Annotated in this window: 20 protein-coding genes; 8 read left to right on the top strand and 12 right to left on the bottom strand. The window is 66.7% G+C overall.

Going from position 1 to position 21225, the window contains the following annotated elements:
- Positions 1 to 110: 110 nt before the first annotated feature.
- Positions 111 to 845 (bottom strand): SDR family oxidoreductase, encoded by a 735-nt coding sequence (locus J2Y69_RS01855; protein ID WP_310016922.1) that lies wholly within the window; start codon positions 843 to 845, stop codon positions 111 to 113.
- Between the two features lie 184 nt (positions 846 to 1029).
- Here J2Y69_RS01855 and hutH point away from each other — a divergent pair, with 184 nt between their 5' ends.
- The 5 genes from hutH (at position 1030) to J2Y69_RS01830 (ending at position 7788) form a co-directional block, all read left to right on the top strand.
- The gene (gene hutH, locus J2Y69_RS01850; protein ID WP_310016920.1) at positions 1030 to 2571 is read left to right on the top strand and encodes a histidine ammonia-lyase; all 1542 of its coding nucleotides are present in this window, start codon (positions 1030 to 1032) and stop codon (positions 2569 to 2571) included.
- Complete coding sequence (gene hutU / locus J2Y69_RS01845; protein ID WP_310016918.1) at positions 2564 to 4228, top strand: urocanate hydratase; 1665 nt, start codon at positions 2564 to 2566, stop codon at positions 4226 to 4228. The genes hutH and hutU overlap by 8 nt, the downstream gene beginning before the upstream one ends.
- Positions 4229 to 4438: 210 nt before the next feature.
- A complete protein-coding gene (gene hutI / locus J2Y69_RS01840) occupies positions 4439 to 5653 on the top strand; it encodes an imidazolonepropionase (RefSeq protein ID WP_310016916.1) in 1215 nt (404 codons plus the stop codon).
- 395 nt (positions 5654 to 6048) lie between these two features.
- On the top strand, positions 6049 to 6972 hold the full coding sequence (locus J2Y69_RS01835) for an NAD-dependent epimerase/dehydratase family protein (RefSeq protein WP_310016915.1): 924 nt from the start codon (positions 6049 to 6051) through the stop codon (positions 6970 to 6972).
- Between the two features lie 87 nt (positions 6973 to 7059).
- Entirely contained in the window at positions 7060 to 7788 is a 729-nt protein-coding gene (locus J2Y69_RS01830) for a ScbR family autoregulator-binding transcription factor (RefSeq protein WP_310016913.1), read from the top strand.
- Here J2Y69_RS01830 and J2Y69_RS18045 read toward each other — a convergent pair.
- From J2Y69_RS18045 to J2Y69_RS01810, 6 genes are all read right to left on the bottom strand, one after another.
- Positions 7785 to 8747, bottom strand: a complete 963-nt coding sequence (locus J2Y69_RS18045) for an AvrD family protein (protein ID WP_396653014.1) — start codon at positions 8745 to 8747, stop codon at positions 7785 to 7787. The genes J2Y69_RS01830 and J2Y69_RS18045 overlap by 4 nt on opposite strands.
- 137 nt (positions 8748 to 8884) lie before the next feature.
- Positions 8885 to 10036, bottom strand: coding sequence for an ABC transporter permease (locus J2Y69_RS01825; protein ID WP_310016911.1), 1152 nt, complete (start codon positions 10034 to 10036; stop codon positions 8885 to 8887).
- Positions 10029 to 10682, bottom strand: coding sequence for an ABC transporter ATP-binding protein (locus J2Y69_RS18040; protein ID WP_396653020.1), 654 nt, complete (start codon positions 10680 to 10682; stop codon positions 10029 to 10031). The genes J2Y69_RS01825 and J2Y69_RS18040 overlap by 8 nt, the downstream gene beginning before the upstream one ends.
- Positions 10683 to 10725: 43 nt before the next feature.
- On the bottom strand, positions 10726 to 11853 hold the full coding sequence (locus tag J2Y69_RS01820; protein ID WP_310016910.1) for a peptidoglycan-binding domain-containing protein: 1128 nt from the start codon (positions 11851 to 11853) through the stop codon (positions 10726 to 10728).
- A 1-nt stretch (position 11854) separates the two neighbouring features.
- Complete coding sequence (locus tag J2Y69_RS01815) at positions 11855 to 12808, bottom strand: hypothetical protein (RefSeq protein ID WP_310016907.1); 954 nt, start codon at positions 12806 to 12808, stop codon at positions 11855 to 11857.
- On the bottom strand, positions 12783 to 13124 hold the full coding sequence (locus J2Y69_RS01810) for a hypothetical protein (protein ID WP_310016905.1): 342 nt from the start codon (positions 13122 to 13124) through the stop codon (positions 12783 to 12785). The genes J2Y69_RS01815 and J2Y69_RS01810 overlap by 26 nt, the downstream gene beginning before the upstream one ends.
- A 140-nt stretch (positions 13125 to 13264) precedes the next feature.
- Between J2Y69_RS01810 and J2Y69_RS01805 the strand changes: the two genes are divergently transcribed.
- Both J2Y69_RS01805 and J2Y69_RS01800 read left to right on the top strand, forming a co-directional pair.
- Positions 13265 to 13414 (top strand): hypothetical protein, encoded by a 150-nt coding sequence (locus J2Y69_RS01805; RefSeq protein WP_310016903.1) that lies wholly within the window; start codon positions 13265 to 13267, stop codon positions 13412 to 13414.
- Between the two features lie 504 nt (positions 13415 to 13918).
- A complete protein-coding gene (locus J2Y69_RS01800) occupies positions 13919 to 14563 on the top strand; it encodes an SDR family oxidoreductase (protein ID WP_310016902.1) in 645 nt (214 codons plus the stop codon).
- Positions 14564 to 14798: 235 nt separating this feature from the next.
- Here J2Y69_RS01800 and J2Y69_RS01795 read toward each other — a convergent pair whose 3' ends face one another.
- Both J2Y69_RS01795 and J2Y69_RS01790 read right to left on the bottom strand, forming a co-directional pair.
- The gene (locus tag J2Y69_RS01795; RefSeq protein WP_310016900.1) at positions 14799 to 15740 is read right to left on the bottom strand and encodes an arginase family protein; all 942 of its coding nucleotides are present in this window, start codon (positions 15738 to 15740) and stop codon (positions 14799 to 14801) included.
- A 74-nt stretch (positions 15741 to 15814) separates the two neighbouring features.
- Positions 15815 to 17092: a DUF445 domain-containing protein gene (locus J2Y69_RS01790; protein ID WP_310016899.1), complete on the bottom strand. Its 1278-nt coding sequence runs from the start codon at positions 17090 to 17092 to the stop codon at positions 15815 to 15817.
- A gap of 130 nt (positions 17093 to 17222) precedes the next feature.
- Here J2Y69_RS01790 and J2Y69_RS01785 point away from each other — a divergent pair, with 130 nt between their 5' ends.
- Positions 17223 to 17495, top strand: a complete 273-nt coding sequence (locus J2Y69_RS01785) for a metal-sensitive transcriptional regulator (protein ID WP_310016897.1) — start codon at positions 17223 to 17225, stop codon at positions 17493 to 17495.
- A 234-nt stretch (positions 17496 to 17729) separates the two neighbouring features.
- On the opposite strand, the gene J2Y69_RS01780 is transcribed toward J2Y69_RS01785, so the two are convergent.
- The 3 genes from J2Y69_RS01780 to J2Y69_RS01770 form a co-directional block, all read right to left on the bottom strand.
- The gene (locus J2Y69_RS01780; protein ID WP_310016895.1) at positions 17730 to 19133 is read right to left on the bottom strand and encodes an NAD(P)/FAD-dependent oxidoreductase; all 1404 of its coding nucleotides are present in this window, start codon (positions 19131 to 19133) and stop codon (positions 17730 to 17732) included.
- Between the two features lie 73 nt (positions 19134 to 19206).
- Positions 19207 to 19674, bottom strand: coding sequence for an Lrp/AsnC family transcriptional regulator (locus J2Y69_RS01775; RefSeq protein ID WP_310016893.1), 468 nt, complete (start codon positions 19672 to 19674; stop codon positions 19207 to 19209).
- A gap of 132 nt (positions 19675 to 19806) precedes the next feature.
- Positions 19807 to 20964 (bottom strand): acyl-CoA dehydrogenase family protein, encoded by a 1158-nt coding sequence (locus tag J2Y69_RS01770; RefSeq protein WP_310016891.1) that lies wholly within the window; start codon positions 20962 to 20964, stop codon positions 19807 to 19809.
- Positions 20965 to 21225 lie beyond the last annotated feature (261 nt).

Here is a 21225-nt window from a genome sequence, read left to right as displayed (position 1 = left end):
ACGCTAGCGTCGCCGGTTTCCTCGATCCATGTGCGATCTGCACTGATCGCGCTGGGTGAGCAGCACTGTGCACTGTCACTGACTCCGAGGAGCCGCTGTGGGAAGCGGGATCAGCGCAGGGCGTAGCCGCCATCGACATAGAGCGTCGATCCGGTCGTGTAGGTGCTGGTGAACAGGTGCATCACGGCGGCGGCGATCTCCCGTTCCGTGCCGGGGCGGGCGAGGAGGGCGTCCGCGCTATAGGCGGAGAAGGCGGCGTCGCGCACCTCGGCGGGGCGCGATCGCCACAGATGACCGTCGATCGTGCCGGGAGCCACGGCGTTGACGCGGATGGGGGCGAGCTCGACGGCGAGCCCACGGGCGAGACCCTCGATCGCGGCGTTGGCGGCGACGTAGGCGGCAGCGGGGCCGGGCGGACGCACGCTCGCGGCGCCCGACATGAGCACGACCGACGCGTCGGGCGAGAGATGGGGGAGCGCCGCGTGGACGACCCGGTACTGTCCCCAGAACTTCGACTCGAAGGGGCTGCGCGCCTCGGACACGGTCTGCGTCGCGAAGGGGCCGGTGGCGTAGTCCGCCGCGGTGGTGAAGACGGCGTCCACCGTGCCGACGCCGGCGAAGAAGGCAGCGATGCTTTCCTCCTCCGAGGTGTCGACCACGCGCGCGGCGGCGTTCCCGCCCAGTCGGGAGACCGCGGACTCCAGGCGGGCAGGCGTCCGCCCGCCCAGCACGACGCGGGCGCCCTGGGCGATGGCGAGCGCCGCCGTCTCGTAGCCGATCCCGGTGCTCCCTCCGATGAGGACGACGGTCCTGTCCTGCAGGGCGAGGGGAGAGGAAGCGCGCATGGGCCCCACCGTAGCCGCCTTCGCGGACGATCCGCGGTGTGCACAGTGCCCCGCACGACGGGTGTGCTGTGCGGGGCGCACATCCTGCGGCAGATGGTGTGTCCGAGGTGAATGTCTGGGATAGCAGACACAACGACCGGAGGGGCCGGTGTGGGGCGACGCTCGACGGTGTGGAATCGGAGGCATGCCCCTCACCCCACAGGTCACCGTCGGTTCCGCGCCCCTCACCCCGCAGGAGGTCGTCGCGGTCGCCCGGCACCGGGCCGCGATCGTCATCGACCCGGCGGCCCTGGACCGGGTCGCTGCGGCGCGCGGCGTGATCGACGGGATGGCGGCCGATCCGAACCCGCACTACGGCGTCTCGACCGGGTTCGGCGCCCTCGCGACCACGTTCATCGCCCCGGAGCGCCGCCGCCAGCTGCAGGCGAGCCTCATCCGCTCGCACGCCGCAGGCACCGGGGCCGAGGTCGAGGAGGAGGTCGTCCGCGCCCTCCAGCTCCTCCGGCTCCAGACCCTGGCCTCGGGGCACACCGGCGTCCGTCCCGCGGTCGTGGAGGCCTACGCCGCGATGCTCAACGCCGGGATCACCCCCGTCGTCCGCGAGTACGGGTCGCTCGGCTGCTCCGGCGACCTCGCCCCGCTCGCCCACATCGCGCTCGCCGCGATGGGCGAGGGCGATGTGCGCGTCGCCGGTGGAGACCTCATCCCGGCAGGGGCCGCGCTCGCCGCCGCGGGCATCGAGCCGCTGGTCCTCGTGGAGAAGGAGGGCCTGGCCCTCATCAACGGCACGGACGGCATGCTCGGCATGCTCGTCCTCGCGCTCCACGATCTGGAGACGCTGATCACGACCGCCGACATCGCCGCGGCGATGTCGATCGAGTCGCAGCTCGGCACCGACGCGGTCTTCGCCGCCGACCTCATGGCGCTGCGTCCGCAGGTCGGCCAGGCGGTCTCGGCCGCGAACCTGCGGGCCTTCCTCGGATCCTCGCCGATGGTCGCCAGCCACAAGGGCCCGGAGGACGGGCGGGTGCAGGACGCCTACTCCCTGCGCTGCTCGCCGCAGGTGCACGGCGCCGCGCGCGACACCATGGCCCACGCGGAGTCCATCGCGGAGCGCGAGCTGTCCAGCGTCGTGGACAACCCCGTCATCACCTCCGACGGGCGGATCGAGTCCAACGGCAACTTCCACGGCGCGCCGATCGCCGCGGTGCTGGACTTCCTCGCGATCTCCACCGCCGACGTCGCATCGGTGTCGGAGCGCCGGACCGACCGCGCGCTCGACCCGGCGCGCAGCCACGGCCTTCCCCCGTTCCTCGCGCACGAGGTCGGTGTGGACTCGGGGCTGATGATCGCCCAGTACGCCGCCGCGGGCATCGTCTCCGAGCTGAAGCGGCTCGCCGTGCCGGCCTCGGTCGACTCCATCCCTTCCTCCGCGATGCAGGAGGACCACGTCTCGATGGGATGGGCCGCGGCCCGGAAGCTCCGCCGATCCCTCGACGGGCTCACCAGGGTCCTGGCGATCGAGATCCTCACCGGCGCCCGCGCGCTCGATCTGCGCGCGCCGCTGGAGGCGGGCCCTGCCACGGGCGCCGTCCGGGATCTCGTCCGCACGGTCGCCGCGGGCCCAGGACCGGACCACTACCTCTCACCCGACATGGAGGCCGTCACCGAGCTCGTCCGCTCCGGTGAGGTCGCCCGCACCGCGAAGGAGCACGCCGATGTCTGATTTCAGCGCCGGTTCCCGACCCGTCCGCGCCGCCCGCGGCAACGAGCGCACCGCCAAGAGCTGGGGGGCCGAGGCCGCCAAGCGGATGCTCATGAACAACCTCGACCCCGAGGTCGCCGAGCACCCGGAGGACCTCGTGGTCTACGGCGGCACCGGGCGGGCCGCGCGGAGCTGGGCGGCGTTCGACGCGATCGTGCGCACCCTCGACGAGCTCGAGCCGGATGAGACGCTCCTGGTGCAGTCCGGGAAGCCGGTCGGCGTCTTCCGCACGCACGAGTGGGCGCCGCGGGTGCTCATCGCCAACTCCAACCTCGTCGGGGACTGGGCCACCTGGCCGGAGTTCCGCCGACTCGAGGATCTCGGGCTCACGATGTACGGCCAGATGACGGCGGGGTCCTGGATCTACATCGGCACCCAGGGGATCCTCCAGGGCACGTACGAGACGTTCGCGGCGGTCGCGCGCTCCCTCGGCAGGGACTCCCTGCGCGGGACCCTCACCCTCACGGGAGGCGCAGGCGGCATGGGCGGGGCGCAGCCGCTCGCGGTCACCCTCAACGAGGGCGCCGTGCTCATCGTCGACGTCGACGAGTCCCGGCTCGCCCGCCGCGTCGCCCACGGCTACCTCGACGAGTACACCACCGATCTCGACACGGCGATCGCCCGCGTGGTCGCGGCGAAGGAGGCGGGGGAGGCGCTGTCCGTCGGCGTCGTCGGCAACGCCGCGGAGGTGTTCCCCGAGGTCCGCCGGCGCGGGATCGCCGTCGATGTCGTCACCGACCAGACCAGCGCCCACGACCCGCTCGCCTACCTGCCCGCTGGTGTCGCCTTCGAGGAGTGGAAGGCCGAGGCCGAGCGGGATCCCGCGGACTTCACCCGACGCTCCCGCGAATCCATGGCCGCGCACGTCGCCGCGATGGTCGCGTTCCAGGACGACGGGGCCGCGGTGTTCGACTACGGCAACTCGATCCGGGCCGAGGCGGAGCTCGGCGGCTTCGATCGCGCCTTCGCCTTCCCCGGGTTCGTCCCCGCCTACATCCGCCCGCAGTTCGAGGAGGGACGCGGGCCCTTCCGCTGGGTCGCGCTCTCCGGCGACCCCGAGGACATCTACAAGACCGACCGGGCGATCGCCGAGCTGTTCCCGGAGGACACGGCGCTGCACCGCTGGCTGGAGAAGGCGGCGTCGACCGTGCACTTCGAGGGTCTTCCGGCGCGCATCTGCTGGCTCGGCTACAAGGAGCGCCACCTCGCGGGTCTGCGGTTCAACGAGATGGTCGCCTCGGGGGAGCTGTCGGCCCCGATCGTGATCGGCCGGGATCACCTCGACTCCGGATCCGTCGCCTCGCCCTATCGCGAGACCGAGGCGATGAAGGACGGCTCCGACGCGATCGCCGACTGGCCGCTGCTGAACGCGCTGCTGAACACGGCGTCGGGCGCCTCCTGGGTGTCGTTGCACCACGGTGGCGGCGTCGGGATCGGCCGTTCCCTTCACGCCGGCCAGGTGACGGTCGCCGACGGGTCGGAGCTTGCCGCGCAGAAGCTGGAGCGGGTCCTCACCAACGACCCGGGGACGGGCGTCATGCGCCACGTCGACGCCGGCTACGAGCACGCGCGCGACATCGCCCGCGAGCGCGGCCTCACGGTGCCGATGGGCCTCTGACGCGGGCTCGGGGCTCGGAGGTGGGCTCGTGGTCGGGGCCGGGGTCGGGCAGCCGGGGTCCGTGTCTCACTTCTGGTTGCAGATCGGCCTCGGAGGGAACAGAATCCGGGACACGGTCCGCGAGAAGTGGGACACGGGTCGCGGAAATCGGGACATGTCAAGAGGTCCGGGTCGGGCAGGGCAGAGCGGGAGACCAGGGAGGATCGGATCATGCGGACGCTGATCACGAACATCGGTGAGCTGACGACGAACGTCGAAGCCGGTGGTGACCCGTGCGGCACCATGAGAGACGCCGCCGTCCTCATCGACGGCGAGCGGATCGTCTGGGTCGGGACGGCCGACGAGGCGGAGGCGGCATCGGCGTCGTTGTCGGAGTCGGAGCCGGCATCGGCGCAGGTCGACGGTCCCGTCGAACGGATCGATGCCGGGGGCGCCGCGGTGATCCCGGGCTTCGTCGACAGCCACAGCCATCTCGTCTTCGGCGGCGACCGTGCGGCGGAGTTCGAGGCCCGGATGGCGGGGCAGAAGTATGCCGCGGGAGGCATACGGTCAACCGTCGCGGCGACGCGTGCGGCCTCGGACGAGGAGCTGCGCGTCCGTCTGCACGCCTTCATCGCCGAGCTGCACGCTCAGGGCACGACAACGGTGGAGATCAAGAGCGGCTACGGACTGGACGTCGAGACCGAGGAGCGCCTGGTCCGGCTCGCGGCGGAGGTCACCCCCGAGGTCACGTTCCTCGGCGCGCATGTGGTGCCTGCGGAGTACGCGGATCGTCCGGACGACTATGTCGATCTCGTCACAGGGTCGATGCTCGACGCCTGCGCCCCGCACGCGCGGTGGATCGATGCGTTCTGCGAGACCGGGGCGTTCACGGTCGATCAGTCCCGCCGTGTCCTGGAGGCGGGGATCGCGCGGGGCCTCGTGCCGCGCCTCCACGCCGGCCAGCTCGGTCCGGGCGACGGGGTGCGCATGGCCGTCGGGCTGGGCGCCGCCTCCGTCGATCACGGCACGTTCCTGACCGAGGAGGACATCGCGGCGCTCGCCGCCTCCGAGACCGTGCTGACCCTCCTGCCGGGCGTGGAGTTCTCCACCCGGCAGCCGTATCCGGATGCCCGTCGTCTCATCGACGCCGGCGTCACCGTCGCGATCGCCTGCGACACCAACCCCGGATCGAGCTTCACCTCGTCCATGCCGTTCTGCATCGCGGTCGCCGTGCGGGACATGCGGATGACGGTGGCCGAGGCGGTCTGGGCGGCCACGGCCGGGGGAGCGGCGGCGCTCCGCCGGGACGACATCGGACGGATCGCGCCGGGCATGCGGGCCGACCTCGTGCTCCTCGCCGCGCCGACCAGGGTGCATCTGGCCTACCGCCCCGGGGTTCCGCTGGTCTCCCGCGTGTGGAAGGACGGCACGGTCGTCGCCTGACCCGCGGAACGCCTTCACGCTGCGGAATCCTGGCCGGACGCTGTTGAATCCTGGTCCGCGCTGCGGAACCCTGTTCGCGCTGCGGAGATATCCCCAGCGTGAACAGCATTCGGCAGCGTTGATCCCGTCCTCCGGATGTTGCGGTGAACTGAACGGTTGTTGTCGCCCTCGGCGGCAACCTGCTGCCCGGCCTCGCAAACCACACCTTGATCGCCGCCATCCTCCTCGCGACGGGGCGGTTCCTCTGACTGTGGCCCTCGCCCTGAGCGTCGTCACTGCAGCCATCGGCTTCTCGTACATAGAGATCGGAAGTAGGCTGACCGAACGACTTCACACCTCCCGGCGCCCTTTCGGGTCGGGCCTCTCAGGCAGAACACTCTAGGGGGACTGTGGACATGAACAGAATCTTCCTTACAGGCAGCACGGGACTCATCGGGGGTGCAATTCGACGACTGGCGCAGCGCACTCCCGGTATTTCGCTTCGGGTCTTGGTCCGAACGGCGGACAGTCGAGACTTCGAGGGCTCGGAGACGGTAGTAGGCGACCTGCTAGAGCCGAGCTCGTTACGAGATGCGATGCGCGACTGCGACGTGCTGGTTCACGCCGCCTCCTATCTGGGCGAGGACCCGGCGCTTCAGAAAGCAACGAACGTGGCGGGAACTGAAGCGTTGTTGTGGGAAGCAAAGCGGGTGGGTGTCCGGACGATCATCTCGTTCAGCAACACAGCGGTATATGGTCGCACTGAGCTTTCCGGGCAATCCGTTCTGCAGCTTCGCCCCGACCCGCTGTCTCTCCTGAGTCGCACTCGGCTCGCGGCAGACATGTTGGTCGCTGAGGCGGGGGGCTTGATTCTCCGCACGAACGTCGTCTACGGCAGGGGCGACCGGTTGGTCGTCCCGTCGCTTGTCGCATTCACTCGTCGTCTCGGCGCGCTGGTCGATGGCGGACGCTCGCGTATCTCGGTGATACGCGCAGACCAGCTGGCCGCGGTGGTGCTCGGCCTCGTTGGACGATCTTCGTCGGAGCCTGTGCGCGGCGTTCTCCATACAGCTTTGCCTGCGCCCGTTACGGTGCGCGATGTTCTGACGATGGCTGCCACGCCCTTGGCGTGGACGTTGCCTTCTGTGACCGTGTCCGCCGCGGAAGCAAGTGCTCAACGTGCGAGGTCTGGAGTTTCTGCGGGTCAACTGGCGATGGTGAGTCAGGATCGCTGGGTAGACAGCCAGGAGATCTGGGACCTCTCCGGAGTGCAGGCACCTGAGGGCGTTGCGCTAGACGATGCCGCGATCCAGTGGTATCAACAGACGGTCGCTGAATGATCGCGGTTCGAGGGAGGTGTGGCATGTTGCCATGGGGGTGAATGACTCCAGGAACCGGGTGAAGGGGAGCGCGACACTTGTCAGGAGATGATGAACAGCATGAAAAGATCGGACTCGTCCGAAGCAGAGACAAGGGCGCCCAAGGGGCGTAAACCGCAACAGCTTCGGGGGCACATGCGGCGCCAGTCGCTCATCGAGGGTGCCGCTCGTGTGTTCGAGCGGGTGGGCTACGGTGCGGCCAGTCTAAGCGACATCGTGCGTGAGGCTGATTCCTCTCCAGGATCATTGTATTTCTATTTCAAGTCGAAGAAGGAGATTGCGCTCGCGATCATTCAGGAACAGAATGCTCGCACCGCTGCGGTGCTTCTCGATGACCCTGGATGTAGCGCGATCGCTGTTCTCATCCTGTCTTCTGCGGAGATAATCGATCAGTTGATCGTCGACCCAGTCGTCAGTGCCGGTATTCGACTCTCGTTGGAGCAGGGAACGTTCTCGGAGCCGACCGCAGACTATTACCGTGAGTGGATCGATTCCGTCTCCGCGCTATTTCAGCGAGCGAAGGACGAAGGCGAGATCGTCGACGACTTCACCCCAGAAGAACTCGGCCGTACGCTCGTTCCGTATTTCACCGGCGTGCATGTGGTCTCTAATGTGATGTCGGACAGGAAGAACGTATACTCCGCTCTGGATCCGATGTGGCGCGTACTGATCGGTGCCGCCGTCGCGCCAGAACGTCGAGCCAACCTGCTAGACCTCGTGCATCGGCGTTTTTCAGCCAGCCAACCGAAAAGGCCAAGAAACGGTCCGATGGATTAGAGGGCTACCGCGGACTCGATAGCGAAACCGAACAGGTCGGGGACAGTGACGTTGACACTGTGGAACTCTTGGCGATCGACAGCGACCACTCGATCACTGACGACACGCATGCAGCTCTCCGTGGTGGTGAAAGCAGCAGAGTCGCGGGGTATTCTCCTATTGATCGAAACGTGACGCATCCAAAGGTTGGGTGTCATATCTCGATCCACGTTTTGTCGTGCGTAAAGAAGGATCTGCGCCATCTGTCCAGCTAGAACCAGCGCGTCCACAAAAGTCGCTGACGGTCGGTACGCTGCTTCCAGTCCCGTCGTAGGACCGGACTCTGCGTGCAAGTCGAGGGAACAAAGTAGCCGACCCCGCTCGGCTTCCAGCCACAGCACGCGTCCGTCATGACGATTCTCTCGGTGGCTGTCGATATGCGGCTGAGTCGGGCAAGGAGACGGCGTTTTCCGGAGAGGGCCGGCTGCGCTGTGACGTACCGCTGTTACAACCCTCATCGGCCCGATCCTGTGTGTCAGGACCGTGCGAACGTCGTTCTTCTTTCCCATAGATCGCGCACTCAAGGAAGAAGACAGAGGCACCGCGCGGGTCGTATCCAACGGGGTTGTTCCCGCTCGAATGGTGAATCTCTCGATCCATGCATTCCGGAGAACGTTGACGGAGAGCGGCAACGTGCTCGCGAGGTACGTCTCACTCATCCCCGCTGCGAGGATCGCCGCGTCGATCGTACTCAGGTGCGGTACGCGGGCGACTCCTGCCTTCTGCGACCAATCGGCCGAGTAGGAAACATTCGCATATGCATTTAGCACGTCGCCAACCAGTTCCAGCCCTTCGAGCACGTAGGAGGTGCGACGATAGCCAGTGCCGAAATACCGCCGATGGGCAGGGCCGAGGAAGGAATCGAACGTGCGTGACCCCGTGTGGTCGTTGCTACTTGATGCGCAGGTTGTAAACGGCATCCTTGGCAGTCCTCTCTCCCCCTCTTTTAGCGCTAAATCGAGCCGTGCCACTTGTTCGTGACGAGCACTTGTGGGCGATTCGCCCTCCGATTGGTCGTACTTGCGCGGATCATCGGCGCCGCCCCACCGTCTTGAATCTAGTCACGGAGAAGTTCGCTCGGTGCGACGCGTGTGGCCACGAGAGCGGGGAACAGGGCACTCATGAACCCCAGTGCTCCAGCGGCTGCCGGAAGGATCAGCAACAACGGGGGGATATAAAATAGAGGGAATGAGTACATGCCTATGATTGCCGAGACCACTGTCCCGAGCAAAAGTCCAACCAGCCCTGACAACAATCCCACGATCGTACCTTCCGCTACGATCTGACCAGAGACAAAAGGCCTTCCATATCCAAGAGCCAGGTAGAGCCCCATCTCGTGTCGACGCTCTGTGAGGGACGCGAATGTGGTTGCTGCGAGGGTGAGGAAGGCGGTCAGAGTTGCAATGATGCCGATTAGGCCGGTGAGGCTATTTCCGCGTTCCAATATCTCGGCGCGTAGTTCCCGCGCGCTGGGAGGACTTAGAACACTGACGGTAGAAGGGTCCGCCGGAAATAAGGCCAGAGCGACCCAGTTCTGGAACTTCGAGGAGACATCGCCACGGGTAGAAACAGTGAGGACACGGTTACTCGGCCGGTAGCCGGCTGAGTCCGCTGCCGCAGGCGGAAAAATGATGCTTGCCGAAATCCACGCCTCATCACTCGTCACGATGCCGAGCACAGAGAAGACCTGTCCATTGATAACCACCGGCCCGGCCTCGACCCCAGGATAGTTAAGTTCTCGGGCGAGGCGAGCGCCAAGATACACGGCGTTGTCGAGGGAGTTGACAACCGTGTCAGTGCCTATCCCTCCAGATCTTGCGGTGGCTGATGCAACACGCAGTCCGCTTGGGGTGGCCACGCCAACGGATGACTCAACGGTCTGTGAGGATCTTGGATTGGTGATGACCGCTGAGCCTGCCGTGCGATCCGGAGAGACGAGCGTCCCCGCTGCTATCACCTGCTGGCTCTCCCACATGTTCGCGAGGAGCGTCGCTTCCCCGAGGCTCCAGGCTCTCGCAGGCAAAAGTGCTATCACGCTTGAGCTAACGGACGAGTCGAGTCGAGAACTGACGGTCTCTGAGGAGCCCACCGAGACAGAGGAGAGAACGACGAGTGCCCCGACTCCTGCTGCGATGACGATCAGTGAAACAAGATTGCGCCGCCACCTACGCATCACAGACTTCAGCGACAAACGCATCGACTCAAGCATCGGCCGGTCCCTCGGTCTTTCCGTCCCGAACTTTGATCTGCCGAGAGCATCGTGCGGCCAACTGCTCGTCGTGCGTGATTATGACAACCGCTGATTTCGGTGAGGCGGAACGGAGCAGTGCACCAACGACGATCTCGCCATTCGCGCTGTCGAGATTCCCTGTCGGCTCATCGCACAGCAAGAGCCGTGGACGACGGACGAGAGCGCGGGCGATCGCGACACGCTGTTGCTCCCCGCCCGAAAGCGTCTTAGGGAACGCGCTCGCATGGCCTTCGAGGCCAAGTTCGACAAGCTGCTGTCGTACTAGATCACGCCGCCGAGAATGAGGCATGTCTCGATAGTGAAGCCCTAGCATCACGTTTTCAAAGACTGTGAGGTGGGCTATCAGATGAAACGCTTGAAAGATGAAAGAAAGCTCCGACCGTCGAACCATCTCGACATCGGCTGACCGCATTGTCGAGACGTCGCGCCCTAGAACTCGGAGATGACCTTCCTGTGGCTTTTCCAACAGTCCGAGAAGAGTAAGCAGGGTGGTCTTCCCTGATCCGCTCGGTCCGATGATTGCGACAGATGAACCAGCGTCGACGTGGAATGTTGCAGACCGAAGCCCTTGTTCGTCCGGGGGGAAGACTAGGCGTGCTCCCACTGCCTCAATGAGTGCGACACCTGAGGTAGAAGAGGCGGCGGACTCAGCCAAGGAGCACGACCTGCATTCCAGCGATCAAGCCGTCGCCACTCACTGCGCAATATCCTCCCGAGCACATATCCACTCGAACCGGGATGTCCGGTGCGGAGCTGTTCCGATCTGATGGCTTCTCTCGTAGGAAGGACTTTCCATTGTCGGACTCACGAACGGCGGTTGCTGGCACGCGGAAACCTTCCGGAGATGTCGCTTCGACGAGAACCTGAGCGCTGTCGGGGAGGCCTGCCACTCCCTCTTCCGGGAGGTCGAGCAGTGAGTACCACGACTCTGTCTCTTCTTTCGGCTCCTCCGATTCAGGATCCTCATTCCTGACAAAGGGTGTAATGGAATCGCCAACGGTGCCGGAGAGCTCCGCGCCTTCTTTCGTCCGGATAGTCACCGTGAGGCCGGTCAACGCTTGGCCTGACGTGTCCGAAATTGCAATTGTTGTGGCCTGTGAGATTAGCGTGCATTTCAATGTGTCTGCAAGCTGGCCTAGGCGACCACATTGCGTGCCGACAACGACCGGAGTCGAGGCCACGAATACGTATCGAGACAAAGGAAGGCCTGCTTCCTCCCAATTTAATGTCTGAACTCCGGTGCTTGTTATCAGAGGTTCGCCACGACTTTCATAAAGCTCACTCAGGGCTAACGCTGTCGAGGGCCCGAAAACTCCGTCATCGTCGTAAATGGAATAATCCCTATCGCGAAGATAGTCTTGAAGCTGTCTAACATCACTTCCTTCCATTCCCCCGCTGAGGCTGCGATAAGCGGGGGTCTCGCCTTGAATAATCATCACTGGCTTCTCATCTATCGCGACAAGCATATCTCCCTCATTCAGCACGGCATTTTTGCCCAACGCTGCGCTAGTAACGACGCCGGCACCAAATTGCGATGAAGGTATTTCAAGAGAAAATGACGGTGATGTGTGAACCCCCACAGAGACCAATCGTTCTACCGACCCTAGCTCAACTGTCGCTAGGACCGGAGGCGCCTCTTCGGGGGATTTTTGAGTTGTCTGGAAGTTTTGTACTCCAGTCATAATGAGCAGCGCTGCGCAGAGGGCAGCAATGACGATGGCAGCGCACACTGCGCCGATGCCTATCGCGACGGGAGTTCGAGTAACCCTGCCCATGCTACTTGTTGATGATCTCGATCGCACGGTCCTTCACTAGCTTCAACTCCTCCTGCATGGCAAGCAGTTTTCCCTCGTTCGCGCGAAGCCAGTCGGACGCTGTGTGTGCAAATGACTCCGCCACAGCATCACGGAGCCCGATATCTTGTTGACACTCAAAGTCGGCGAGTGCAAGCTGCTGCTCGGCCTGGCCGGGAGGGTCACCAGGTGCGCGGTATCCGCCGAACATCTGCTCGGCAGTGTCTTGCACGCCGAGACCGTCCACTTTGTATCCCTGCTGCTTCATGCACTCCTCGAAGTCTGGTATGAGTGCCTTGAGCCTCGCGTCTCTATCGGAAGCGCCTTCGCCAGCGGCAGATAGGTACTCGTTCACGAGGGCAAGGAAGGACAATGCGGCGTCAACGGAACCGTAGATCTCCGTTTGTGCCTCCGCAATACACCCTTCTCGAGAGGTGGATATCACGGTTCCGTTGCCAAGCTGGACTTCTGCTTTCTCTCCGCCGTCCGGTCCGAGCAGTGCCAGATAGTATTTCTCACGCTCTGTGCCGGTGAGGTTGTCCTCCCACTCTTGGATGACTTCTCCACCATCCGAGATAGTGGATGTATAGCCGAGGCGCTTCGCCTCATCGGCAGTTGTGAATATATTTGATAGACCAAAGGTCAAAGAGGGGGATGATCCTGCTCGCGAGTCAAACGGCATATCGATACCCGCCCGGCGAATGCAGTCGTGAATGCTAATCGACTCCGCAATCTCGATCTCGGGCGGGAAGTCCGTCAAAGTTGATGCTGCACGCAATGTCTCCTCAGAAACTGCTTCGGATTGGGGAGAATCTGAGCATCCTGTGATTGTCAACAGCAGAGTCAGTCCCACTACCGCGGTGATATTGCGGTAGCGGGACTGGAGATTGCGATTTACCACCTTCTTGCGATCAGGCGCGGTAGTGGTCCAGGACATTGTTATTGCCGCTGTAGGTCGTGATCTCGCCCCCAGCGGAGATATACATGATGGTCTGCTCCTGACCCCATGCGGTGTTGTTCTGCGCGTTGTATCCGCGGCTGGTGTTGTTGTCAGTGGAGTTTGTCACGTCATCGGGCACCTCGACGAAGTCCGTCGCCGCACCTGCCCACATGGTGCCGCCGAAGTCGTTCCCATCATAGGAACAGATATTGCCGGCGTAGCAGGTGGCAGCCGCATTAGCGGGTGCTGCCCCGAGCAGCGCAAGGCCTGCCACTGTGGCGAGAGTGATTCCAGCTGGAATAGATTTCTTCATTGATCTCTCCTTGCTTTTCAGGTAGGTAGTTCGTCTCGGCCTTGCCTGCGTTACCCGCCGAACTGCAATGCCCCATGCGGGACAAGCGCGTCTTTCTTCTTTCGTGTGAAACAGGTCCGCCGTTTCGATCAGAATACAAGGTGAACGTTCAACTTTGCAAGGTTCGGATGAGGTCCGATGAGGATCTGGCGGATCGCGCCATGCTGGGTGCTGAGGAGGTCAGCAGCGCAAGCCAGGCAGTCGGTCCGTTGCTGGTCGGCCTCGTCTTTCTCGCCGGCATGGGTTTCTGAGATCCACGGGCACCTGCTCGTTCCGTGCCCGTGAGGTACTGGACCAGGTCGAGCGCGGTCCTCTGGTTCGGGCTGTCGGCAGAAGGGAGTCGACACCCGGGCGGTCGTTCTACATCGCTCCGGCTATCCCGCTGCCTTTTCAATGACTATGGTGGAGCTGCGCACAAGGCGCAGCTCCACCATCAGCATCCAGCTCGAATCCCTACGTAGGCGGAGTCTCCGGGGTGATCCTGGGTCGGTTCGTGCACGTGGTCACGGAGCGGGCGAGCGAGGGCGGCATGCGGATGCTTGTCTATATGGCGCGCACCCCGGAGTACGAGACCGCCCGGTTGCCGAGCTCTCTGAGGGCGGGGAGATCGATGCGGCGATCACTACGGGCGCCTTCCACGGCGCCCCGGGATCCGATGGCTGGGGAGAGGGCGGGCTTCCGTGCCGTCCGGCGGGCTCCGCCCCGCCTCGTCGGATCCGGCCTTCGAGGTCCGTCGAGCGCCTAACGTGGAACGCATGGCACGAATCCTCATCATCGGCGGTCACGGCAAGATCGCCCTGCTCCTGGAACCCCTCCTCAGCGCTCGCGGCGACGAGGTCACCGCCGTCATCCGCGATCCGAGGCACGCGCAGGAGATCCGCGAGACCGGCGCGGAGCCCCTGGTTTTCGACGTCGAGCACGAGGACCGGGCGGCTTTCGCCCGCCTGATCGCCGGACACGACGCCGTGGTCTGGTCGGCCGGTGCGGGCGGAGGGTCGGCGGATCGGACCCGTGCGGTCGACCAGGACGCCGCCATCCGCTCGATGGACGCGGCGGACGATGCGGGCGTGCGCCGGTTCGTCATGGTGTCGTACTTCGGCGCCTCGCCGAATCACGGCGTCGACCCGTCGGACTCCTTCTACACGTATGCCGAGGCGAAGGCCGCGGCGGACGAGCACCTCCGGGCCACGACCCTGGACTGGACGGTGCTGGCCCCGAGCCGGCTCATCGACGAGCCGGCCACCGGCCTGATCGACGCGACGGCCGCGGCATCCGGCGAGGTCTCGCGGGCGAACGTGGCCCAGGTGATCGCGCAGACCCTCCTCGACGACACGACGATCCGTCGCACGATCCGCTTCAACGACGGCGCCGTGCCGGTCGCCCAGGCCCTGACGCTCTAGCAGCCCGCCCCGCGTTGCGCTTTCCGGCTTGCGCTGCGCTTCCCGGTTCGCGCTGCGCTTCCCGGTTCGCGCTGCACTTCCCGGTTCGCGCTGCACTTCCCGGTGGTCGCGCTGTCGTTCTCTGCTCACGCTGCGTGAATAACCGCAGCGTGAGCGGAAAACGACAGCGCGACGGAAAGGACAGCGCGAGCCGGGACGAGCAGCAGCGCGGGGGTCAGTGCAGGATCAGCGGGGGTCAGCGCAGGGCGAGGGCGGCGAGGAGCTCCAGCACGCACAACGCGGCGAGGCGGACGGTGCGGGCGTCCTCGGCGTCGGCCGTCGCATCCACCTCGGCGATGTCGGCGGAGACGAGACAGTCGTCGCCGGCGAGCGCGCGGACGAGGCCGCGCAGCTCCCATGCCGCGAACCCGCCGGGCACGCTCGCGGGGCAGCCCGGCGTGGCGGCGCGGTCGCACGCATCCACATCGATGTCCAGATGGATCCGGGAACCGGAGCCAGAACCAGAGCCAGCACCAGAGCCAGGCTGGGGGCCGGCGCCGGCGATCTCCAGAGCCTCGGCCGTCACATCGGCGATCCCGCGGCGGCGGACCTCATCGAGCGTGATGACGCGGATGCCCCAGTCGGCGGCGCGCCGGGCGTAGGCGGCGGAGTTCGCGAAGTCGGCGATGCCGATCTGCACGATCCGGCGCGGGTCGATCCTGGCCCCGTCGGGGGCGTCCTCCACGAGACGACGGACCGGGGAGCCGTTGGAGACGCCGTCGCGGAGGTCGAAGTGGGCGTCGATCGTGATGAGCCCCGTGGCCCCCGACCCCTGGGCGACCGGATAGGTGAGGGAGTTGTCCCCGCCGAGGGCGATGACGAGGCGCGTGGCGGCGGCGAGCTCCGCGGTCCGCGCGATCGTCCGCACGATGCCCTCGTCGCCGTCGGGCTCGTCCACATCGCCGGCGTCGACGATGCGCAGGGCCTCGTCCAGATCGATCGCGGGCGGGCCCATGAGCGCGGGGCTGTAGCGGCGCAGGGCCTCGCGGATCGCGGCGGGCGTGGCGTGGGCGCCGGTCGGCGACAGGGAGGTGCGCCACGTCGGGACGCCGAGGATCGAGGCGTCGGCGCTGCTCTGCGGATCGAAGGAGGGCCAGCCGCCGCCTCGGGGCCAGAGAGGGTCGTGCGAGAGGGCCAAGGGCGTGCTCCGTTCTGTGCGAGGCGGATCCGGTGTACGGGGATGCGAGGCAGGGCGTGACGAGCGGGCGGAGGTCAGACGCTCGGGATGATCGCGTGGGCGATCGTGAAGATCAGCACTCCCGCGATGGCGCCGACGACGGTGCCGTTCAAACGGATGTACTGCAGGTCGCGGCCGACCATGAGCTCGATCTTCTCGGTCGTCTCGGCCGGGTCCCAGCGCTCGACGGTGTTCGTGATGATCGAGGCGATGTCGTGGCGGTAGCGGTCGACGAGGAAGACGGCGGCCTCGGTGGCCCAGCCGTCCACCCGGCGCTGGAGCCCCTGATCCGTCGCCAGGCGCCCGCCGATGTCCGCGAGCGCCTGGGCCGCGCGGCGGCGCAGTCCGCTCTCGGGGTCGGCGAGGGCGGTCAGCAGCCCGTTCTTGGCGGTGTTCCACGCCTCGGCGGCGAGGGCGCCGACGCGGGGGCTGTCGAACAGGGCCGCCTTCGCGTTCTCCAGCCGCGCGCGGGTGGAGGGGTCGTGCTGCAGGTTCTCGGCGAGCCGGGCGAGGTAGCCGTCGATCGCGCGCCGTGCGGGATGGTTCGGATCGGCCTGCACGGCCCGGACGAATCGCAGCGCCTCGTTGTAGGCGGTCTCGTCGACGAAACGGTGCGCGAGCCGCGGGACCCAGGACGGGAGGCGGCGGGAGATGAGGCCGGTGAAGACCGCCGCGTTCCCGTCCAGCCAGGTCGCGATGCTGTCCACGGCGAGATCGACCGCGCCGTGGTGGGCCTCGGCGTCGACGATCCGCTCCAGCCATGCGCCCGCCGGCGTCCCCCACTCCGGCTCGACGAGGTGCTCGCGGGCGAGGTCGGCGATGAGGTCGCGGACGTCGTCGTCGCTGAGCGCGCGCAGCACGGCTGCGGCCACCGTCGCCCCCTCCGAGGCGACGCGTTCGGCGTGGGCCGGCTGTCGCAGCCATTCGCCGAGGCGGAGCGAGAGCGCGGTCTCGCCCAGTCGGGTGCGCACGACCTCGGCCGAGAGGAAGTTCGTCTCCACGAACTCGCCGAGGGTCCGCCCGATCTCGTCCTTGCGGTTCGGGATGATCGCGGTGTGCGGGATCGGCAGACCGAGCGGGCGGCGGAACAGTGCGGTCACGGCGAACCAGTCGGCCAGCGCGCCGACCATCCCGCCCTCGGCGGCGGCGCGCACGTAGGAGAGCCAGGGCAAGCGCCCCTGCAACCAGAACGCGAGGACGAAGACGACGGCCATGAAGACGAGGGCGGCCAGCGCGACGGCCTTCATGCGCCGGAGGGCGCGGAGGCGCTCCCGATCGGCGTCGGACAGCAGCGCGATCGATGCGGACGGCATGCGCTCATCCTTCCACGCCCCGCGCTCGTGGAGATGATCGAGGGGCATCATGCGGCAGATGCACGGATCGTCCGGCCGGTGCGCGACTCGCGCTCGGCTCCCGTGCGGCAGGGCGCGGTAGCCTCGGAGCGTGATCGAAGACATCAAGAAGCGCGCTCTGCACCGTGCGAGCATCCTCGAGGGACAGCTCCGCGGCGTGACGCGGATGATCGAGAACGAGGACTACTGCATGGACATCATCACGCAGTCCCGGGCGATCCAGCGCTCGCTCGAGTCCCTCAACCGCCTCCTGCTCGAGAATCACATGCGCACGCACGTCGTGCACATGTTCGACGCGGGCGGCGAGGAGCGCGACAAGGCCGTGGACGAGATCCTCAAGGCCTTCGACTTTCAGGGCAAGTAGCCTCTCCGGCGCCGCTGGTCCGGTGCCGGTTCATCGGCCCGGTTTGCGGGCCGGCCCGGCCCGGCTCGGCCTGGCCCCGCCCGGCCCGGTTCGGTTCGCTGGCCCGGCTCACTCTGGTCGGATCGATGCACCGTGGTCGGATGGATTCGCGGTTCCGGGCCGACGGAAGTGCATCGGGCCGACAGACTTGCGCCCACGACCATGGGGGAGAACCTCCGGAGGGCCGCGCGGGTGTCAGGAGTCGAACCCCATTCCGAGGGCGTCCAGTGTCCGCAGGAGCGGTCCGCGGCGGCCCTCGCGATGGTCGGTGCGGTCGAGTGCGGCCCTGGTCAGGTTGATCCCGATCGAGGCGGCGGGCTCCGGCGGGAACGGGATCGGACGCTCGCGCACCATCCGCAGCCGGGTGCGCTCGGTCTCCTCGCCCGAGAGGCGGTCGAGCATGACGTCCGCGGCGAAGCGGGACGCTCCGACGCCGAGCCCGGTGAAGCCCGTGGCGTAGGCGACCCGGCCCTTGCGCGCGATGCCGTAGAAGGCGCAGAACCGGCTGCAGGTGTCGATCGCGCCCGCCCAGCGATGGGTGAAGCGCAGCCCCTCCAGCTGCGGGAAGGTTGTGAAGAAGTGCGCGGCGAGACGCCGGTGGCTCGCCATCCGATCCTCGTAGCGGGGTCGCACCCGACCGCCGAAGTGGTAGACCGCGTCGTAGCCGCCGAAGAGGATGCGGTCATCGGCGCTGAGGCGGTAGTAGTGGAACTGGTTGGCGCTGTCGCCGATGCCCTGGCGGTCGGACCAGCCGATGGAGGCGAGCTGCGCGGAGGAGAGCGGCTCGGTCATCAGGACGTAGTCGTACACCGGGACGGTCATGAGTCGGTTGCGGCGGAGGAGCGAGGGGAACACGTTGGTGCCGAGCGCCACCTGATCCGCGATGACCCGACCGTCGGCGGTCTCCAGGGTGAGCGGCCCCGATCCGTCGCCGTCCAGCCCTCGCACCAGGGAGCGCTCGAAGATCTCCACGCCCAGCTCGACGGCGACGCGTGCGAGCTCCTGCCCGAGCTTGGCGGGATGGAGGATCGCGGCCCCCTCCCTGTCCCAGGCGCCGGCGAGGTAGGTGTCCGAGTGCACTGCGGCGCGGACGGCGTCCTGGTCGAGGAAGCCCTCCTCCTCGCGGAGCCACTCGACCTGGTGCGGCTCGACGGCGACGCTGAGCTCGCCGGTGCGCTCGAAGTCGGCGTCGATGCCGTAGCGATGGATCGTCTCCTCGATCTCGTCGAGGTTGCGCCGGCCCAGGTCGTCGAGCCGGTCGATCTCCTCGGGCCAGCGATTCACTCCGTTCTCACGCCCGTGGGTCAGGCTCGCCTCGCAGAAGCCGCCGTTCCGGCCGGAGGCCGCCCACGCGATCCGCGACGCCTCGAGGATCACGACCCGGAGGCCGGGATCCCGCTCCTTGGCCCTGATCGCCGTCCAGAGGCCGGTGTACCCGCCGCCGACGATCGCGAGATCGGCCCGGATGGTGCCGGTGAGGCGCGGGTGCTCGGCTCGGGCGATATCGTCGAGCCAGAACGTCGCGAACGCGGTTCCCTCCAGTGCGTGATCGACGACGCTCGCCTGCGGCGGGCGGCGCTCGAAGACGGTGGTTCCCATGGATGCTCCTCGGTCGACGGGGCGGACTCAGCGGACGTGGGTTCTCAGCGGACGCCGGTTCGGCGGGCCGAGGTCATCTCGTGCCCCAGTTGTAGTGCTGCTTGAGCAGGCGGGAGTACACCAGCGTCTCGGTCGTGGAGACCCCCGGAATGGTCCGGATCCGCGTGCCGAGGAGGTCGAGGAGGTCGGCATCGCTCTCGCAGACGACCTCGGCGAGCACGTCGAAGCGTCCGAGCGTGACCACGACGTAATCGATCTCGGGGATCGCGGCCAGCGCCTCCGCCACGGCCACGGCGTCGCCGGTCACCTGGATGCCGATCATCGCCTGGCGGAGGAACCCGAGCTGCAACGGGTCGGTGACGGCGACGATCTGCATCACCCCGGACTCGGTGAGCCGCTGCACGCGCTGCCGTACCGCCGCCTCGCTGAGGCCGACCACGCGGCCGATGTCGGCATAGGAGCGGCGTCCGTCCTCCTGCAGCACTTCGATGATCGTCTTGGAGACGTCGTCCAGCGTCGGGGTCTTGGGCTTCGATGCCATCTGCCGATCGTCGCATCGATGCGGATGCCGCACAACCGATTCCGTGGAGCTCTCCGCCTCCTTCCGCGGAACTCGTGGAAAGAGCGCTGTGTGGCGGACCTGTTCGGTCCTCTCGGCCCTCGGAAGGCTTGTTCAGCCCTCGACGGGTCCGAGCCAGGCGCTGGCCGCCGTGGAGTGCGCGGACTCCGGGTCGGACGGATGGAACATCCCCGCGAGCACGTCCCGGTAGAGGCGCGACAGTTCGTTCCTGGTGAAGTACGACCCGCCGCCCGCCACCAGCATCGCCTGGTCCGCGACCTGCTTGGCCATCACGACGGCGCGGTGCTTGACGCCGGAGAGGAGGGTGAACCAGCGCGGTCCGTGGTCGACGAGCGCGTCCACGTCTCGCGCGAGCGCGGCGATCTGTGGGGGGAGGGCGTCGTAGGCGAGGGCCATGTCGGCGACGCGCCAGCGGATGTCCGGATCCTGCGCATAGGTCGCGCCGGTCCGCTTGGAGCGCCGGGACAGCGCCGTCTCCACCGAGAGGTCGATCGCACGCCGGGCGATGCCGGTGTACACCGACGCGAGGAGGATCTCGAACACGGAGAAGATCCCGAACACGATCGGATCCGGGTTGGGGCCGGGATCGATGCGGCGGACGACCCGATCCGCCGATGCCGTCGCGCCGTTCAGGCGGGTGGTGCGGCTCTGCGTGCCGCGCATGCCAAGCGTGTCCCAATCGTCGCCGGTGACCACCTCCTCGGTGCGCTCGACGAAGGCGAAGACCAGCTTCGGTGCGTCGGGACCGGTGGTGTCGAGCCCGTGGAGGCCGAGCCGGGTCCAGACCGGGGCGAGCGAGGTGAAGATCTTCGTCCCGGTGAAGGCATAGGAGCCGTCGGCGCCCGGCACGGCGTCCGTGTCGCTGCCGAAGAGCACCAGGTCGTTGCCGCCCTCGCTGATTCCGAAGGCGAAGACCTCGCCATCGACCGCCTCGTCCTGCACGAACTCGAGCCCGGGGACCCCGCGGTCCGAGAAGACCTTGGCGACGCCCGTCCAGACCAGGTGCATGTTGATCGCCAGTGCCGTCGCGGGCGACGCCGATGCCAGGCGCTGCTGCAGCAGAGACGCCTCGACGAGCCCGAGTCCCGCCCCGCCGCGGGAGGTCGGGACGAGGATCGAGAGGTACCCGGCCTCGCGCAGCTCGTCCAGATCCTGCTGCGGGAACGTGTTGTCCCTGTCGTGGATCGGCGCACGCTCGCGGATGCGCTCCAGCAGGTCGTCGGGCAGGTACGCGGCGGGATCGAACACCATGTTCCGAGCCTAGTTCCCGCCTCGGACACCGGGCCTTTGGCTCTTTGTGATCTCCGGCGCTTGGGCTCAATAGGTCGGATCGATGCACTCTGGTCGGCCAATATCCCCGGATCGGTCCGACAGGAGTGCATCCATCCGACGGGACGATGAATCGGGCCGGAGGATCCGCGGGTGCCGGCTACCGGGTGCCGGGTGCCGGCTACCGGGTGCCGAGTGCCGGGTGCTGGCTGCTGGGCGAGGTCAGGGGCTGACAGCGCGTCG

Source organism: Microbacterium resistens (assembly GCF_031456305.1).
Classification (GTDB): domain Bacteria; phylum Actinomycetota; class Actinomycetes; order Actinomycetales; family Microbacteriaceae; genus Microbacterium; species Microbacterium resistens_A.
Note: the sequence above shows the minus strand (reverse complement) of the source record. Positions and strands in the feature narration are given on the sequence as shown.